Source organism: Sagittula sp. NFXS13 (assembly GCF_040148795.1).
Taxonomy (GTDB): domain Bacteria; phylum Pseudomonadota; class Alphaproteobacteria; order Rhodobacterales; family Rhodobacteraceae; genus Sagittula; species Sagittula marina.
This window is the reverse complement of the sequence record NZ_JAGEMH010000001.1, coordinates 170,813-188,233: the sequence shown is the minus strand read 5'-3', so window position 1 is coordinate 188,233 and position 17,421 is coordinate 170,813. Positions and strand designations below refer to the sequence as shown.

Below are 17,421 nucleotides of genomic sequence, written 5' to 3'. Positions count from 1 at the left end.
GCACAGACCAGTGGCGCGGACGGGTTCGAATGGAACGCGGTCCGTAACGTCAGAAAGACGGTTCGAAAGTCAGGCGATCAGCCCGGCACACTCCGGCGCAAATGCGCCAAGAACCGAAAGGCGAAACTCATGTCGAGTATTCTTACCAACAACGGCGCAACAGCTGCGCTTCAAACGCTCAAGAACATCAACAAGTCTATGGGCAACGTCCAGGAGCAGATTTCCACCGGCAAGCGTGTGAACTCCTCCAAGGACAACGCCGCCGTATGGGCCATTTCCACCGCGATGGAATCCGACGTCGCAGGCTTCAAGAAAGTCTCCGAGTCGCTTTCTCTCGGTCAGGCCACCGTGTCCGTCGCCCGTCAGGGTGCTGAAACCGTTGCGGACCTGCTCACCCAAGTGAAGGAAAAGGTTGTCTCCGCTCAGGAAGAGAACGTTGACCGGGCCAAGATCCAGACGGACATTGCTGCTCTGCGCGATCAGATCACTGCCGTTGTTGGCGCCTCTCAGTTCAACGGCCAGTACATGCTCGAGAACACCGGCACGGCCGAAGATTCCGGTGGTATCAACGTTCTGGCCTCCCTCGACCGTTCGTTCTCTGGCGTGTCCTCCTCCGACATTCGCGTGTCCAAGGAAGATCTGAGCCAAGGCGCAGCCACTGCAGGCTCCGTCTCGGTGGACGCTTCGCTGGGCAACACGGTGGTCGCGGGCGAGTCTAACGACGTGGCGACCTTCGTCGAAGACACTGCAGGCGGCCTGACAACTGGCAATACCTACCAGTTCACGTCTGGCGGCAACCTGGCCCTGAGCGAGGATGTGGCCTATGTGGCACGCGAAGGTGACACTCTGGAAGACGTCACCAACGGCCTGGTGATGAAGCTGAACGAACAAGCGGCTGCCGATGGGTTGGACGTGACCTTCTCGCAAAGCGATACCGGCGTTGGTACGATCTCCATGACCAACAACACAGACGCCGACATTGCCGTGGCCGCCGGTGAATTCCAGCAAGCCGCTCTTGATGGGTCCGAAGACGACGGCGGCATTGGCGGTCGCCTCGAAGTGCTGGCATCCATGGACGTTTCGACACAGGCGGGTACAGACTCTGCTCTGGCAGTGATCGACGGTTTGATCGAAGTTGCCATCGACTCGGCAGCCGCATTCGGTTCCTCCGAGATGCGCCTCGAAACTCAAGCCGACTTTGTGTCCGGCCTGACCGACGCTCTGAAATCCGGCATCGGCACTCTTGTCGACGCCGATATGGAAGAAACCTCCGCACGTCTGCAAGCGCTGCAGGTCCAGCAGCAGCTGGGCATTCAGGCGATGTCCATCGCCAATAGCGCGCCGCAGTCCCTGCTGGGTCTCTTCCGCTAACCCAATGAGGCGCCCCCGGGCGGCGTCTCCCTTGCGAGAAAAATTCCGCAAGATTGATGAACCCCGGGGACGCCCCTCTGCCCCACCCGATGTGGGACGGAGGAAACGGATCCTCTCGCGAACGCGGGCGGTTCGCAGGCCGATGAAGGACCTGCACGTGTCAGAACGACGCTTTCGAAGCCGTGTATGCGGCACTCACCCGGCGTAAAAACGCCAAACTAAGAAAGCGACCAAAATGTCCAGTATTCTTACAAATCCGGGCGCAACATCTGCGCTGCAAACCTTGAAGATGGTCAATCGTGACTTGGGCAGCACCCAGAACATGATTTCGACCGGTAAAAAGGTCGACAACGCAAAAAGCAACGCCGCTGTCTGGGCGATTTCCACTGCCATGGAATCCGATGTGGCCGGTTTCAAGAAGATCTCTGAATCTCTTTCTCTCGGTCAGGCAACTATCGACGTGGCACGAAAAGGTGCAGAGACAGTCACCGACCTTCTCACCCAGGTAAAAGAAAAAGTTGTCGCGGCTCAGGAAGAGAACGTCGACCGCGCCAAGATCCAGACGGACATCGTCGCACTCCGCGATCAGGTGTCTGCCGTTGTCAACGCATCGCAATTCAACGGCCAGTATATGCTGGACCACACCAGCTCGACAGATAACTCCGGCTCAATCAACGTACTGGCGTCCATTGACCGTGCGTCGAACGGCATCGTGACCTCCACCGACATCAACGTGTCCAAGGAAGACCTCGGAACCGGGACATCCGCTGCGGGTACAGTCTCCGTCGACCGTGGTACCGCTGGCTCCGTGGCCGCAGGCGCAACGGCAACCGTTGTGACCTTCGCAAACAACACTTCTGGGGATGACACCGGTGCAATTGGCGCTGGCCAGACGTACCAGTTCACGACAGGTGGTGCGTCCGGGCTTACGGCGGATGTTGCATACGTAGCGCGCGAAGGCGACGATCTGGGAGATATCACCGCCGGTCTGGTCATCAAGCTGAACAAACAAGCCAGCGAAGACGGTTTGACCATCAGCTTCTCGCAAGGCACGACCGCTGGTACGATCGACATGACAAACGATGGCACTGCAGCCATTGCTGTTGTCGCAGGTGACTTCCAGCAGTCCGCGCTCGACTCGACCGAGAACAACGGCACCATCGGTGGCCGCCTCGAAGAGCTCGCAAATCTCGATGTGACCACCCAGTCCGGTGCGGACTCCGCGCTGGCAGTCATCGACGGTCTGATCGACATTGCAATCGACTCCGCAGCGGCATTTGGCTCATCTCAGATGCGTATCGAAAGCCAATCCGACTTTGTGTCCGGTCTGACCGACGCGCTGAAGTCAGGCATCGGTACCCTTGTGGATGCGGATATGGAAGAGACATCGGCCAAGCTGCAGGCACTTCAGGTTCAACAGCAGTTGGCGGTTCAGGCCCTGTCCATCGCGAACCAGGCGCCGCAGTCTCTGCTCTCGCTCTTCCGCTAATATTCTGAAGCAACCTTAGGACCGGGCATTACTGAATGAGGAACTCATTCGATGTGACCACGCCCGAAGGCTCCTCCTCGCCTCGAATGAGGCGGGGATCCCCATCCGGCCCGTAAGGGCGGTTGGTTCGCAGGCCAATGCGCGACCTGCACGTGTCAGAACGACGCTTTCCGAAGCCGCAATTGCGGCGTGAACCCCCGGCGTAAAAACGCCAAAGCATAGAAAGCGACCAAAATGTCCAGCATTCTCACCAACACCGGCGCAATGACCGCACTCCAGTCCCTGAAAATGGTCAACCGTGACCTTGGCAGCACTCAGAACATGATCTCCACCGGAAAACGTGTGGACAATGCCAAGAGCAACGCTGCTGTCTGGGCGATTTCCACCGCCATGGAATCTGATGTCGCCGGTTTCAAGAAAATCTCTGAATCTTTGTCTCTTGGTCAGGCAACCATCGACGTGGCCCGCAAAGGGGCGGAAACGGTCACCGACCTGCTCACGCAAGTGAAAGAAAAGGTCATCGCAGCGCAGGAAGAGAACGTCGACCGCGCCAAAATCCAGACGGACATCGTCGCACTCCGTGATCAGGTGTCTGCCGTTGTCAACGCATCGCAATTCAACGGCCAGTATATGCTGGACCATCAGGACACCACATCAGACTCTGGTTCCATCAATATTCTGGCCTCGATCGACCGTTCGTCCAACGGCATCGTGACCTCCACCGACATCAACGTATCCAAGCAGGATCTTAGCACCAAGGCCTTGACTGCCGGGTCTGTCTCTGTCGATTCAACAACAACAGGGGGCGTGGCGGATGGTGCGACGTCAACCGTCGCAGCCTTTGTCGAGGACACCGCAGGCGGCTTGACGGCAGGCAATACATATCAGTTCACCAGCGGCGGCGGCATCGCGCTCTCAGAAGATGTTGCCTACGTTGCTCGCGAAGGCGACACGCTGGAAGATGTGACTGCCGGCCTTGTTCTGAAAATGAACGCGCAAGCGGCTGAAGATGGCGTTGATGTTTCCTTCGCTCAAACCAGCACAGCTGGCGAAATCCAGATGACCAACAACACCGGTGCAACGATCACTGTTGCGGCTGCCGAATTCCAACAGGCGGCCTTGGACGGATCTGAGGACGATGGTGATGTCGGTGGACGCTTGGACTACCTGAACGATATCGACGTGACTTCGCAAGCTGGTGCAGATGCCGCGCTGGCCGCCATCGATGGCCTGATCGATATCGCCATTGACTCGGCTGCCGCCTTTGGTTCCTCCCAGATGCGTCTGGAAACACAGTCTGACTTCGTATCAGGCCTGACAGACGCGCTGAAATCCGGGATCGGCACACTTGTGGACGCCGATATGGAAGAAACCTCCGCCAAATTGCAGGCCCTTCAGGTCCAGCAGCAGCTTGCAGTTCAGGCACTTTCCATCGCGAACCAGGCGCCGCAGTCGCTGCTGTCGCTCTTCCGCTAACGCAGAGCGGACGCCCCTGAGGGACGTCCAGTTTATTACGCAAAACCAAAATGGCCCGCATCCTCAGCGGGCCATTTTTAATGAGTAAGTACCCCACGTGGTTACAAACCTTAGCGTCAGGTTTACCTCTATCCTCTATCGTGACGAGGCACTCACCCGAAGTGGCGCGAGACGGCCGTCAGCCAACCCGCATAAGCAGAAGCCCCCCACGGCCAAAAGCCGGTGAGACGGGTGTCCGACAACAAGGGTTTGTGTGCATATGTCCAGCATTCTAACAAATTCCGGCGCGATGACAGCGCTGCGCACCTTGAAGGCAATCAATCGGCAGCTGTCCGACACGAGGGAGATGATCTCCACCGGGAAACGCATCAACTCTGCGAAACACAACCCTGCCGTTTGGGCAATCGCCAAGACGATGGAAACTGACGTGGCTGGGTTCGCACGTATCAGTGACAGCCTGAATCTTGGTCAGTCCACTGTTGCCGTGGCCCGGAAGGGTGCAGAGACTGTGACCGACCTTCTCACGCAAATGAAGGAAAAAATCATTGCGGCGCAGGAGGAAAATGTTGATCGCGCCAAAATCCAGACCGACATTGAGGCGCTCAAGCAGCAGCTCCGCAGTACTGTGGGCGCGTCTCAGTTCAACGGATTAAATCTTTTAAGCAATCGGGAGCGCCCCGCCGGCAGCGGAGATATCAGCATTCTCGCCTCTCTCGACCGTTCGTCGAACGGCAGGGTACGTGCATCTGACATTGATGTCTGGAAACAAGATCTGAGCATGGAGTTCTCGCAGATCGGTGGGGGCCTGTCGGCAGAAGCGGTCACCACGAACGACATTGCGGGCAATGGCGACGGCGCGACCTTCGCCATAGGTGGGGCGGCAACGCCAAACACCGCCACAACGACTTTCGGCACCGGCTCAGGTGACCGGCTCGCGGCGGGAGACGCATTCGCCATACAGATTTCCGCCACAACGGGAGATGCGCCCGCAAACACCACAGCCGCGCGTGAAATTCGCTACGTCGCACGCGACGGCGACACAATGGCGGATGTAACGCGCGGTTTGGCACTGTCCTTCAACCAATATGTCGTCGGCAATATGGGGCAGACAGCTGCCGGATCGATTCAGGCATCTTTCAGCGGAAACGAACTGACCATCACGGGAGCCACGGGCGCGGGAAATGATTTTTCTATCCAGATCGACAAATTTGCCGCTGATGCCACGACCACCATCGGCGGAGGACTTGAATATGTGGACAGTATCGACGTCACAACACAAAAGGGCGGCGATGCGGCGCTGGCCGCCATCGACGGACTGCTGAGCACTTCCATCGACGCGGCTGCGGCTTTTGGTTCCGCGGAGATGCGTCTGGAAACACAGCACGATTTCATCTCCGGCCTCAGCAGTTCCCTGAAATCGGGGATCGGCACTCTGATCGATGCAAACATGGAGGAAGCTGCGGCCCAGCTTCAGGCGCTACAGGTGCAGCAGCAGCTTTCCGTTATTTCCTTGTCCATCGCGAACCAGGCCCCCCAATACTTGCTCCGGCTGTTCCAGTAAATTCCCCGGCACGAAAGTTAACGCTTTGGTAGGGGCGGACATTTCTTGACCACCCTGCCCCACCCACATAGGAGAGCGGTAACGGGGAGTGCGCGACATGAACAGTCACGACGACAGCCATGGTCACTGGGATGCGTTTGGGCGTCCATTGTTCGACGATCCGCAGGCGCGCGCGCTGAGCCGCGTCGGTGTGGTGGACATGGGGTCCAACTCGGTCCGCATGGTCGTCTTCGACGGCGCGGCCCGCAGTCCGGCGTATTTCTTTAACGAAAAGATCATGTGCGGCCTCGGCGAAGGGATGAACCAGACCGGGCGACTGAACCCCGAGGGACGCGAACGAGCCATGGTCGCCATGCGCCGGTTCAAACTGCTGGCCGAAGGCATGGAACTGTCGGACCTGTCGGTTGTGGCCACCGCCGCCATGCGCGACGCTGAAGATGGTCCAGAATTCCGCGCCAGTGTGGAGGCCGAGACCGGCCTGAAAATCCATGTCATCGACGGCGCCGAGGAGGCACGACTGTCGGCCCAGGGTGTGCTTTTGGGCTGGCCTGGCTCTTACGGTCTCGTCTGCGATATTGGTGGATCGTCTATGGAGCTGGCCGAGATCGGAGAAGGTCAGGTTGGCCGTCGTATGACCTCGGCGCTTGGTCCCTATAAGCTGATGGATATTTCCGGCGGGCGCAAAGCGCGCGAGAAGCACATCAAGCACGAGCTGAAAGCCCTTGCGGCTTATATGGGCACGCAGCGCGATCGACTGTTCCTTGTGGGCGGCAGTTGGCGCGCCATTGCACGGATTGACATGCTGCGCCGCGACTACCCGCTGCATGTGCTGCATGAATATCGAATGGATGCCGATAGCGTCAGTGAAACGATCAAATTTCTCGAAAACGAAGATCACGATTCGGTGAGAAAAGCAGCAGGTGTATCCTCTACCCGGATGGCGCTGGTCCCGTTCGCAGCCGAAGTTCTGGAAGGCGTGGTAAATTGTTTCGAGCCCTCCGATATTGCAATTTCCAGCTATGGCATCCGTGAAGGGTTGCTTTATGAACAGATGCCTCAAATGCTGCGGGATCGTGATCCTCTGATCGAAGCATGCCGCTTTGCCGAAGCAAAGGATGCCCGCCTGCCGGGCTTTGGTCGCCAGCTATATCATTTCGTTTTGCCACTGTTTCCCGATGCATCGGACGCGCGGCGACGGCTGATCCACGCGGCCTGCCGGCTGCATGATGTGTCTTGGCGTGCGCACCCGGATTACCGGGCAGAGACCTGTTTCGACAATGCCACCCGCGCCAACCTGGGCGGGCTAAAGCACTGGGAACGCGTCTATCTTGGATTGGCACTGTTGCACCGCTACAAAAACAAGCGTGAAGGCACCCGGTTCGAGGACATGTATTCCCTGCTAGACGACGCCCATCAGCAAGAGGCAGAGGTGCTGGGAAAGGCCATGCGCTTTGGCGCAATGCTTTGGACACTGGAAGCGAGCGCCGGACACGCGCGATTGTCCTGGGACGGCACACGGCTTGCGCTGACCTTGGACCCGGACATGATGGACCTTTACGGCGAGGTCGCCAGATCCCGATTCAAGTCGTTGGCGCAGGCGCTAGGGGCCGAGGATTTTGGCGTTGAGGCAGGCTGATCCAGATATTGGCCGCCAAGCTTACAGCTCGATTTCCTCGGGCCCAGCGTCTTCGACATCCGGCTCAAGAGGTTCTTTGCGACGGATGATGATGTCGCCATTCTCCAGCATTTCCGGTGCCTCATAGACGGCCCAATCGTCCACCTTTTCGAGGATGCCTTTAAGCGCTGGCCCCATCTCCACCAGAAAATCCTGCATCTGAGGACCAACTTCGCGCATGGTGCGCTGCAACTCCTCCAACGTCGGTTCCACCTCCGTCATGAGGCCCTCAAAGAACTGACGCGCGCCTTCTTCCATCAGGTTGAATCCATCTTCCTCCTCTTGCGCCGCAACAGGCAGAGCGAGAAGTATGAGCGCTAGAAAGGCTGCGAAACGTGTCATGCTTGTAGGATATGCATGCCCTGCGTCCATGCCAAGGCGTTCTTCCAGATACTGACAAAAAGAAGCTCATCACTCCACGAAAGTGGAAGGCGAAGATAGTGCGAGACCAAAGCGCCCTCCAGCGGCCGCTGAAGTCGGCTGAGCATGTAATTGCGCTATCAGGCAGTTTCGCGGGCAGAGATTTCTTCCCACGCTTGATTGATGTCAGCCATGCGACGTTCTGCGAGCCGCACCCCTTCCTCGGGCAATCCGCGCGCCATCATCACATCTGGATGGCTATCGCGCACAAGCTGCCGCCAATGACGCCGTATCTCTGGCAAGGGCATGTCAGGCTCCACGCCGAGAACCCCATATGGATCAGGCTGCGCATCGGGAACGAAGCGCGCGCGCAAGGCGCGGAACCGCTTTTCCTCCATCCCGAACAGTTCAGAAACCCGCTCGAGAAACGCATCTTCCGCCGGATGATAATCCCCATCAGCCAAAGCGATGTGGAACAGCCCTTCCATCAGATCACACAGGGTCCCCATGTCAGAGGAAAACATCGTGCGAATGCGACGCGCATATTCTTCGAACCCAGCCACATCCTGCCGTGCGAGGTTAAAGACGCGCGCAGCGTCTTTCTCATCCTCCGGCGCGATGACAAAGACCTCGCGGAAGGCCGTAACCTCATCCCGTGTGACCAAGCCATCGGCCTTCGCCATCTTGGCGGACAAGGCGATTACGGCGATGGTAAAGCCCACAGACCGCTCAGGCGGCGTGCGCATCCGTTCGAAGAGCTGATTCAGCCCTTCGCCAGAGGTCAGCGCTGACAGCGCCTGCGTTATGCGGGACCAAATCGACATCTTTCCAATATACCGCACTGCAGAAAACCTGTCAGGTAAATCGAAACGCATTCACGGTAATTTTTGCAAAAACACCAGATCCGAGCAGCGCACGACCTTGCCCCCAAGTGAGGAAGCTGGATCTGTGCCAGAAACGATCCCCTCATCATGTGTACACCACCGTGAGTGTCACCACTGCGGACTACAGCGTGCGTCAATGGCTTTGCCTGACAAACTCTGGCGCGACTTGGCCCGGGCTTTCATAGTTCGGGCTCAGCCAAGAGCTCGCTGTAGGCGGAAAATTCAGCAAATGGCGATGCGCCTCTGAAACTTAAAAATTACGACACCGAAAGCAGAGTCACGAACAGACCGCCTCGGCCTTCCCCTCAAAGGTTCAAATGACAGAGCCTAAGTTACCGATCGCATCCCAGATGGCGTGGTGTGTTGCACACCGCAAGAAAGCACAGGATCAGGCCAGCAGAATGTCCTGTTCCGCATGTCGGATTCGCGCGACCAGACCCGCTGCGCCAGGTTTGAAAGAAACCAAAGCATCGTCCAGATAAGGCGCCAAGATCGTCTGAAGTAATTCGGCCTCGGGATGCGACACCGTAAGCGACAACAGCTCGGCATCATCAGCGGTCAAGGCTTTCCCGGGCGGTACAGGCACATGCCATTGAATCAACGCAGGAAAAATCCCATCGAAAGGAAGCAATCCGTCTTTCGGCACTGCCATGGTCCAGCTTAAACTACCCCGTGTGAGCTGAACAGGTTGACCCGCCATAGGCAACGCCGCAACCGCCGCTTCAATATCGTCTACGGTACACACCCATTTATCCAAGCGCGGCGCGCCCTTGAAGTGGTCCAATCCAAACCAACGCGCGTCCGGGAGAGCCGGCGCAGAGGGATCAACTGCAATAGCTTCGATATAAAGATCGGGATTCAGACCGATCAAATGGTTGTGGGTCCCAAAGCGTTCATGCGCACCGCCCGGCTCCATCGGTCTGGCCAAGGCAGCCTCAACATGGCCCACAGCTTCTGCCAGCGTTTCGGCAAGAACGGCAATATGATCGAGGGCAAGCTTTACCATTTTCCAACTTTCGTAGGGTCGCAAGACGTTAAGCCGCGCACCGAATACTGCAAAGGTGAAAAACCGCAGATCAGGGCGAAAAAATTCATCACGTTGCAGAGACTTTCATCTGCACGTCCAGCGCATGAAATCTCAAACCGGCTGGCCAACGACCAAAGCCGAGACACTAGGTATAAAATTGTTTTGAATTGAAAAAAGCTTAGTTGGGCTATTTCGCGGGTTAACGGCCCGATCTTTTTTTCATGCTCGCAAGGGGCTCAGATACTGGGTAAGTCAATTGTGCGCGCGCCATCATCCTTCATGCTCTTTTCGAGCAGGCACAACACCAGAGTCGATTCCGCAAGGGCATCCTGTAGAAAACGGGCGTCGCGGCGCAGCTTCTTCATCTCTTCGACGGACGGGTATCTCCTACCAAACGGCGACACGGCCCAGCACTTCTGCACTCGCCTCGCACCCTACTCAGGACACTGCGGATTTTTTACTCAGTGGAAAATCGCACACCTCAAGTTCTCAACGATCTTCTCGGCAGGACGCTTCGTTGTTTTTCTCACCGTCCACGGCTCGACGGTTGTAATGAGCCAGAAACAAACATGTATAAAATTGCCCAATTTGGACCGATGGGCTACTGACGCCAGCCCCGCAGCGACGTTCGGACGATGTGGTGCGATAATCCACTAAATTCGCTGCGCATACAGCGTCTTGGGGCACATATAGCCTTCGACAATTTCGCCGCGAGCCTCTGTTCTTCACAGCGACTCATCGACAGCGCTGCGCAGCACCACGCAATGCATGGTGCTGCGGCTATTTTGGCCAGCGTTTGCTAGCCAACTATCAGGCGTCCGCCCATCAGGACCGTGCGGAGCGGATCAATTTCAGAATATCCTGCGCTGCCTCAGGGATATTCGTTCCCGGGCCGAAGATCGCCTTCACCCCTGCATTATAGAGAAACTCGTAGTCCTGATGCGGGATTACACCGCCACAAATGACAAGGATGTCTTCCGCGCCCTGATCTTTCAGCGCTTGCACCAGTTGCGGGGCGAGCGTCTTGTGACCCGCAGCTTGGGACGAGATCCCGATGACATGCACGTCATTGTCGATCGCGTCTTGCGCCGCCTCATCCGGCGTTTGGAACAAAGGACCCACGTCCACGTCAAAACCGATGTCCGCAAAGGCGGTGGCGATCACTTTCGCCCCGCGGTCGTGACCGTCTTGCCCCATTTTCACCACCAGCAAGCGCGGCCGCCGGCCCTCTTCCTCGGCGAAATCTTCGATGGATTTCTGAATTGCGGCAAAGCCTTCGTCCCCTTCGTAGGCGGCACCATAGACCCCCGCAAGCGTCTTGACCTCAGCGCGGTGACGGCCAAATTCCTTTTCCATAGCCATGCTGATCTCTCCAGCCGTTGCGCGGGCGCGGGCGGCCTCGACGGCCGCTTCCAGCAAATTGCCACCCTCTTTGGACCGACGGGACAGTTCCTCCAACGCTGCGGTGCAGGCTGGTTCGTCCCGCGTGGCACGGATTTTTTCCAATCGCGCGACTTGGCTTTCGCGGACTTTGGCATTGTCGATGTCGAGGATGTCCAGGTCCTCTTCTTGCTCCAGGCGGTATTTGTTCACGCCGACGATCACATCGGTGCCACGGTCGATGTCGGCCTGACGCTTGGCGGCGGCCTCTTCGATGCGCAGCTTGGGCATACCGGACTCAACGGCCTTGGTCATGCCGCCCATCTCGTCCACTTCCTCGATCAGCTTCCACGCCTCTTCCGCCAGCTGGGCGGTAAGGCTTTCGACGTAATACGACCCCGCGAGCGGATCGACCACGTTGGTCACGCCGGTTTCCTCTTGCAGCACCAGCTGCGTGTTGCGTGCGATGCGGGCCGAGAATTCAGTCGGAAGGGCAATCGCCTCATCCAGCGCATTGGTGTGCAGCGATTGCGTGCCGCCCAGAACCGCCGACATCGCCTCGTAAGCCGTTCGGATCACGTTGTTATACGGGTCCTGCTCCGCTAGGGAAACGCCGGACGTCTGGCAGTGCGTCCGCAACATCTTGGAGCGCGGATTCTGCGCCCCCAACTCCGTCATGATACGGTGCCACAGCAGTCGTGCGGCGCGAAGTTTGGCAATCTCCATGAAGAAGTTCTTGCCAATGGCAAAGAAGAACGACAGCCGCCCGGCGAACTTGTCGATGTCCATCCCTGCGTCCATGGCGGTCTTCACATACTCCTTACCGTCCGCCAACGTGAACGCCAGCTCCTGGACGAGGTTCGCGCCCGCTTCCTGCATGTGATAGCCGGAGATGGAAATGGAGTTAAATCTCGGCATCTCGTTCGAAGTGTATTCGATGATGTCCGAAATGATCCGCATCGAGGGAGCGGGCGGATAGATGTAGGTGTTGCGGACCATGAACTCCTTCAGAATGTCGTTCTGGATTGTCCCGGACAGCACGGACTTGTCGTGGCCCTGCTCTTCACCCGTAACGATGAAGGAGGCCAGAACAGGGATCACCGCGCCGTTCATGGTCATCGAAACCGAGACCTGGTCCAGGGGAATGCCGTCAAAGAGCAGCTTCATGTCCTCGACGGAGTCGATCGCCACGCCCGCCTTGCCCACATCGCCCACAACGCGGGGGTGATCGGAATCGTAGCCACGGTGCGTGGCAAGATCAAAAGCGACGGACACGCCCTGTTGACCGGCGGCGAGCGCCTTACGATAGAAATTATTGGACTCTTCGGCAGTTGAAAAACCAGCGTATTGCCGGATCGTCCAGGGACGGCCCGCGTACATGGTCGCCTTCACCCCACGGGTGAACGGCTCTTGCCCCGGCAGGCTGCCCATGTGGTCCAGATCGTCAGTGTCGGCAGCCGTGTAAAGCGGCTTGACCGGGATGCCCTCGAGCGTGTCCCAGGTCAGATCGTCTATGGAACGTCCGCGCAGCTCTTTTTCAGCGGTCGCGCGCCAGTCTTCGGGCAGGTCGGTCATGTCGTTGTCCTCTCAGTTTCGAACCGGCTGCCGGGAATGCCCCGCAGCGTGCCGGGTCCGCGTCCGATTGCAATGTCGCCAGACCCTCTGCCCCGGATTGGAGCCAGAACAGATCGTCGGCATAAGCCTCGCGCAGCGCAGAACGCTGGCGGGCGTCGAAGGGCATGTAGCGCCCCTCTCCCTCAGGTAGGCGGTCAGGATCTTCGCCCCGATCCGAAAGTGTTGCGCGCAGCTCCGACAGATCGGGCCTGCGGTTGCGCCAGAATTCTCCGGGTTTGACCGTCGGCAGAGCCGCCAGCCCCGTGATCATGCCGAGCTGCTTGTCAGGCCGGTCGGTAAACCGTTCAAACGGCGTCACGGTGATCGCGGCCTCCGGGCAGGCGCAGGCGATGTCGATAATCACATCCCGCCATGTGCGCGTGCCAGCGGCGATGGCGGCAATCTTGTCCTTCTCCGGCAGCCTTTGACCGCGCGAGATCAGATAACTGATCAACGACGACCACCACATATCCTGTGCCCTGATCTGCAACGTGATGCCACGGACATGGCCAAAGGCGCTGGCAAGACGGGCCACACGCTCTCCTGCACCCGCATAGAGCATGCCGTCGCGGAGGCAGCGACGCGGCGTGCCAAGCATGTTTTCGTCACTGACCAGAAGATGTTGGAAGCCTTTGCGCTGCGCCTGAGCCACAGCCAGTTGCACGCGTCCCGCCGCCCGCTGTGCCTTTGCATGTGTGTCGGGCCGCTCCACAACGTCGTTCAACAGCCCATTCCGCGTGCGCCATGGCCCCCAAAATCCAAGGCCCGCGCTGTTCAGATCGTCGCGATTGCTGCGCAAATAGGCCTGAAAGCTTGTGGAGGCGGTGCGATGGGCGCCAAGGTGCAAAAAGATTTCCATAACGACACGCGCCCCGAATGCGGCGGTCGCACCCCATGTGTCGACCCACCTGTTGATCGTGGAAAATGCGCGCGGCGGCGTGACGATGTCGTTAAAGTTAAAATTTTCGTGGGCAGTGCACGTGTCGCACTGTGAAAGCGCGTCGCATCCACATATGTTCACCGGTATGAAAAGCACATATGTACTGCTCGGACTTCTCGGCGCGCTCTGGCTTGCATCGCCAGCACAGGCCGCCGACCTCGACGAGGACGGCGCGGTTGAAATCGTGCTGGATGCCGCAAACACCACGCTTGCAGATTGGCTGTGGATCAAACGCCCGGTGGTGGTCTTTGCCGACAGCCCGGCCGATCCACGCTTCCAGGAGCAGATTTCTTTGCTCACGGGACGATACAGCGCCTTGGAAGAACGCGACGTGGTGATCATCGCGGACAGCGATCCATCGGCCCGGTCATCTGTCCGCATGGCGCTGAGACCGCGAGGTTTCATGCTGGTGGTCATGGCCAAGGATGGCACGATCGTCACGCGAAAGCCGGGGCCTTGGTCGGTGCGTGAAATCTCTCGCTCCATCGACAAGCTGCCGCTTCGCAAGGACGAATTGAAAGGTTTCTGAACCGCGCCTAAACGTTGCCCCGCATGAAGAACAGAAGTTGTCGCGGTCGGTGCAACAACATGATCGCGTTCATGGTTGGGTCGTAGATCGTCAAAGTGTCCTGCGACATCAGCGCGTAGTACGCGTCTACCTGAAACTGATCGTCCATGCAGGCGAGCGACGGTCCCACGAAGCTGGAGATCAGCCCCATCCCTGCATAAAGATTTATGGACATCATCTGTTCGGACACCATGTTGGGCGTCAGCCCCGGCACATCGAAGGCAACCGCGCGCCCCTCTTGCACCAGTTTCAGCCCGGCACGCACATTCGACACGGTTCGCACAGCCTCTGACCGCACGCCGGTTCCCGCCAGGTCGAAGATCGCCGCTGTGCAAGTCGCCTGTGATTCGAACCGCCGCGTTTGCGCGAGATAGACGAACTGCTTCAGCTCCTCTCGAAGCTCCTCCTCTGCATCCATCGGAAAACACGACGCCAGCAGCGTGAGCCCGATCAGCCCCGCCACACTGCGCGCCCAAAGCAGGCTCAATGTTCGCCAAAGTGTCATTACCGGGCACCCTGACACCGACAGGTTGAGACTTCGTTGCCGCCCTATCAAAGACAGCAAAGCTCATGTCTCGTCCGCCTCGGACGGGATGGCGCGCCGCATCATGCTCAATCCCCCAGCCAGAAACAGCAGCACGTAGCCTGCCACGCTGCCCTGTCCGACGGTGAGAACATGAAGAAAAACAAGGCCGAAGACCAATCCCATGACCCCCAGAACGATCACCGGACCAAGAAGGTAGTAGGACCAGCCCAACTCAATATCCAGAAGCAAGCCGACCAGCGTCAGGTAAAGGCCGTAGCCCGTGCCCACCGCCACGATGGACACCGCGAGCGTAAGCCCGAACAACATCCACGTCGGGCCCGTCACCGGTACAATCGTCCAAAGGCCGACCGCCACGACGCCACTCAAGACCAGTCCCGCCACGTATGCGAGACTGTGCATGAGCCAGATCATGGCGGCACGGCGAACCATCATTCGAATTCCATGATCACATCATCAACCGCAAGGCTCTCACCGGCGGCGGCATTGATCTTGGACACTACGCCCTTCTTCTCGGCGCGCAGGATATTTTCCATCTTCATCGCCTCGACGGTGCACAGCGCCTGACCTTCCTGCACCTCGTCGCCTTCTTCGACGTCGACTTTCACGATCAGGCCGGGCATCGGGCAAAGCAGCAGCTTGGACGTATCCGGCGGCAGTTTTTCCGGCATCAGGGCAGCGAGTTCAGCCTGACGCGGCGAGCGCACGTTGACCTTCAGGTCCGCGCCTCGCGTCCGCAGACGGAAGCCCTGGGTGATCTTGTCCACCTTCAGCACCAGCGGCTGACCGTTGATATTCATGCGCGACAGGCTGTCACCGGGTGTCCAGTCCCCCTCGACGCGCAGTTTTTCACCATCGGAAAACACCACGGTGGCGCCGTCCCGGTCGGCCTCTGTCTTCACGTCAAAGGAGATGCCTTGCAAAGCCACGTTCCATTCCGTGCCCACGCGGCGTTCATGGTTGCCCACGGTCCCCGTGACGCGGGTGCGCCGGATCTCGGCCACTCGGTTCATCGCTGCCGCAGCCGCCGCCACGCGACGCAGGTGGTCGTCGTCCAGGGTCACGCCCTCGAAACCGTCGGGATATTCCTCGGCGATGAACGCCGTGGTCATCTCGCCGGAGATGAATTTCGGGTGGTCCATAACGGCGGCCACGAAGGGCAGGTTGTGGCCGATGCCCTCGACCTCAAAGCTGTCGAGCGCGTTGCGCATGACTTCGATGGCGCCTTCGCGGGTTGGCGCCCATGTGCACAGCTTTGCGATCATAGGGTCGTAGTACATGCTGATCTCGCCGCCCTCGAAGACGCCGGTGTCATTGCGCACGATGCCCTCGCCCAGCTTGCCCTCGGCAGGCGGGTTGTAGCGGGTCAGACGCCCGATGGAGGGCAGAAAGTTCCGGTAGGGATCTTCGGCATAGAGACGGTTTTCAATCGCCCAACCGTTGATCTGCACATCGTCTTGGGTGATCGACAGCGGCTCGCCATTGGCGACCCGGATCATCTGCTCCACAAGGTCGACGCCCGTGATCAGCTCGGTCACAGGGTGTTCCACCTGCAAACGAGTGTTCATTTCGAGGAAGTAGAAGTTCTTGTCGCCGTCAACGATGAACTCCACGGTGCCCGCTGACGCGTAGCCCACAGCTTTTGCCAAAGCAACGGACTGATCGCCCATGGCTTTGCGCGTTTCGGCATCGAGGAAAGGCGACGGAGCTTCTTCGACGACCTTCTGATTGCGGCGCTGGATCGAGCATTCCCGCTCGTTGAGCCAGATGCCGTTGCCGTGTGCATCGCACAGAACCTGAATTTCGATATGGCGCGGCTGTGTGACGAACTTTTCGATAAAGATCCGGTCATCGCCAAAGCTGCTGGCCGCTTCGTTCTTGGACGACTGGAAACCTTCGCGACATTCATCGTCATTCCAAGCGATGCGCATGCCTTTCCCACCACCCCCGGCAGAGGCCTTGATCATCACGGGATACCCGATCTCGTTAGAGATTTTGACAGCTTCGTCAGCGTCTTCGATCAATCCCATGTAGCCCGGAACGGTAGAGACGTTGGCCTCCTGTGCGATCTTCTTGGAGGTGATCTTGTCCCCCATCTTCTCGATGGCACCTACCGGCGGGCCAACGAAAGCCACACCAGCGGCGGCCAAAGCCTCGGCAAACTTGGGGTTCTCGGACAGAAAGCCGTATCCCGGATGCACCGCCTGAGCGCCCGACTGTTTCACGGCATCCATGATTTTGTCGATCACAATGTAGGACTGATTGGCCTGAGGCGGACCGATATGAATCGCCTCGTCCGCCATCTCCACATGCAGCGCGTGTCTGTCCGCGTCGGAGTAGACGGCCACAGTCTTGATGCCCATCTTGCGCGCGGTCTTGATGACACGGCAGGCGATTTCTCCGCGGTTCGCGATCAGGATCTTATCAAACATTTCTGTCCCTTTGTTCCGACGTGCCCACGGACACGAAAATTTCAAACGGAAAACGCCGCCCGGACCCCTCGGTCCGGACGGCGTTCACATTACGATCAGG

General features: G+C 58.6%; 15 protein-coding genes. 6 read left to right on the top strand and 9 right to left on the bottom strand.

Features of this window, described 5'->3' with window-relative positions; all coding sequences use genetic code 11:
* The first annotated feature begins 129 nt into the window (after positions 1-129).
* From J4E08_RS00875 to J4E08_RS00855, 5 genes are all read left to right on the top strand, one after another.
* Positions 130-1,371 carry a flagellin N-terminal helical domain-containing protein gene (locus J4E08_RS00875; RefSeq protein ID WP_183965401.1) on the top strand — a complete coding sequence of 414 codons (1,242 nt, stop codon included), beginning with the start codon at positions 130-132 and terminating at the stop codon, positions 1,369-1,371.
* A gap of 235 nt (positions 1,372-1,606) precedes the next feature.
* Positions 1,607-2,860 (top strand): flagellin N-terminal helical domain-containing protein, encoded by a 1,254-nt coding sequence (locus tag J4E08_RS00870; protein WP_183965403.1) that lies wholly within the window; start codon positions 1,607-1,609, stop codon positions 2,858-2,860.
* A 234-nt stretch (positions 2,861-3,094) separates the two neighbouring features.
* Positions 3,095-4,336: a flagellin N-terminal helical domain-containing protein gene (locus tag J4E08_RS00865; protein WP_349536898.1), complete on the top strand. Its 1,242-nt coding sequence runs from the start codon at positions 3,095-3,097 to the stop codon at positions 4,334-4,336.
* Between the two features lie 259 nt (positions 4,337-4,595).
* A complete protein-coding gene (locus J4E08_RS00860) occupies positions 4,596-5,897 on the top strand; it encodes a flagellin N-terminal helical domain-containing protein (protein WP_349536897.1) in 1,302 nt (433 codons plus the stop codon).
* Positions 5,898-5,994: 97 nt separating this feature from the next.
* Positions 5,995-7,533, top strand: coding sequence for a Ppx/GppA family phosphatase (locus J4E08_RS00855; RefSeq protein ID WP_349536896.1), 1,539 nt, complete (start codon positions 5,995-5,997; stop codon positions 7,531-7,533).
* Positions 7,534-7,554: 21 nt separating this feature from the next.
* Here J4E08_RS00855 and J4E08_RS00850 read toward each other — a convergent pair whose 3' ends face one another.
* The 6 genes from J4E08_RS00850 to J4E08_RS00825 all read right to left on the bottom strand — a co-directional run bounded on the left by J4E08_RS00850 (position 7,555) and on the right by J4E08_RS00825 (position 13,696).
* The gene (locus tag J4E08_RS00850) at positions 7,555-7,914 is read right to left on the bottom strand and encodes a hypothetical protein (RefSeq protein ID WP_349536895.1); all 360 of its coding nucleotides are present in this window, start codon (positions 7,912-7,914) and stop codon (positions 7,555-7,557) included.
* A 158-nt stretch (positions 7,915-8,072) separates the two neighbouring features.
* Positions 8,073-8,756, bottom strand: a complete 684-nt coding sequence (locus J4E08_RS00845) for a molecular chaperone DjiA (RefSeq protein WP_183965413.1) — start codon at positions 8,754-8,756, stop codon at positions 8,073-8,075.
* 448 nt (positions 8,757-9,204) lie between these two features.
* Positions 9,205-9,822, bottom strand: a complete 618-nt coding sequence (locus tag J4E08_RS00840) for a VOC family protein (protein WP_349536894.1) — start codon at positions 9,820-9,822, stop codon at positions 9,205-9,207.
* A gap of 257 nt (positions 9,823-10,079) precedes the next feature.
* Positions 10,080-10,208 (bottom strand): hypothetical protein, encoded by a 129-nt coding sequence (locus J4E08_RS00835; RefSeq protein WP_349536893.1) that lies wholly within the window; start codon positions 10,206-10,208, stop codon positions 10,080-10,082.
* Positions 10,209-10,668: 460 nt separating this feature from the next.
* On the bottom strand, positions 10,669-12,798 hold the full coding sequence (scpA, locus tag J4E08_RS00830) for a methylmalonyl-CoA mutase (RefSeq protein WP_349536892.1): 2,130 nt from the start codon (positions 12,796-12,798) through the stop codon (positions 10,669-10,671).
* A complete protein-coding gene (locus J4E08_RS00825) occupies positions 12,761-13,696 on the bottom strand; it encodes a hypothetical protein (protein ID WP_349536890.1) in 936 nt (311 codons plus the stop codon). The genes scpA and J4E08_RS00825 overlap by 38 nt, the downstream gene beginning before the upstream one ends.
* 166 nt (positions 13,697-13,862) lie before the next feature.
* Here J4E08_RS00825 and J4E08_RS00820 point away from each other — a divergent pair, with 166 nt between their 5' ends.
* Entirely contained in the window at positions 13,863-14,306 is a 444-nt protein-coding gene (locus J4E08_RS00820) for a DUF4174 domain-containing protein (protein WP_183965421.1), read from the top strand.
* A gap of 7 nt (positions 14,307-14,313) precedes the next feature.
* Here the strand turns inward: J4E08_RS00820 and J4E08_RS00815 are convergent, their stop codons facing one another.
* From J4E08_RS00815 to J4E08_RS00805, 3 genes are all read right to left on the bottom strand, one after another.
* Complete coding sequence (locus J4E08_RS00815) at positions 14,314-14,850, bottom strand: hypothetical protein (protein WP_349536888.1); 537 nt, start codon at positions 14,848-14,850, stop codon at positions 14,314-14,316.
* Between the two features lie 63 nt (positions 14,851-14,913).
* Positions 14,914-15,324 (bottom strand): hypothetical protein, encoded by a 411-nt coding sequence (locus J4E08_RS00810; protein ID WP_349536887.1) that lies wholly within the window; start codon positions 15,322-15,324, stop codon positions 14,914-14,916.
* Positions 15,321-17,321, bottom strand: a complete 2,001-nt coding sequence (locus tag J4E08_RS00805) for an acetyl-CoA carboxylase biotin carboxylase subunit (protein ID WP_349536886.1) — start codon at positions 17,319-17,321, stop codon at positions 15,321-15,323. The genes J4E08_RS00810 and J4E08_RS00805 overlap by 4 nt, the downstream gene beginning before the upstream one ends.
* Positions 17,322-17,421 lie beyond the last annotated feature (100 nt).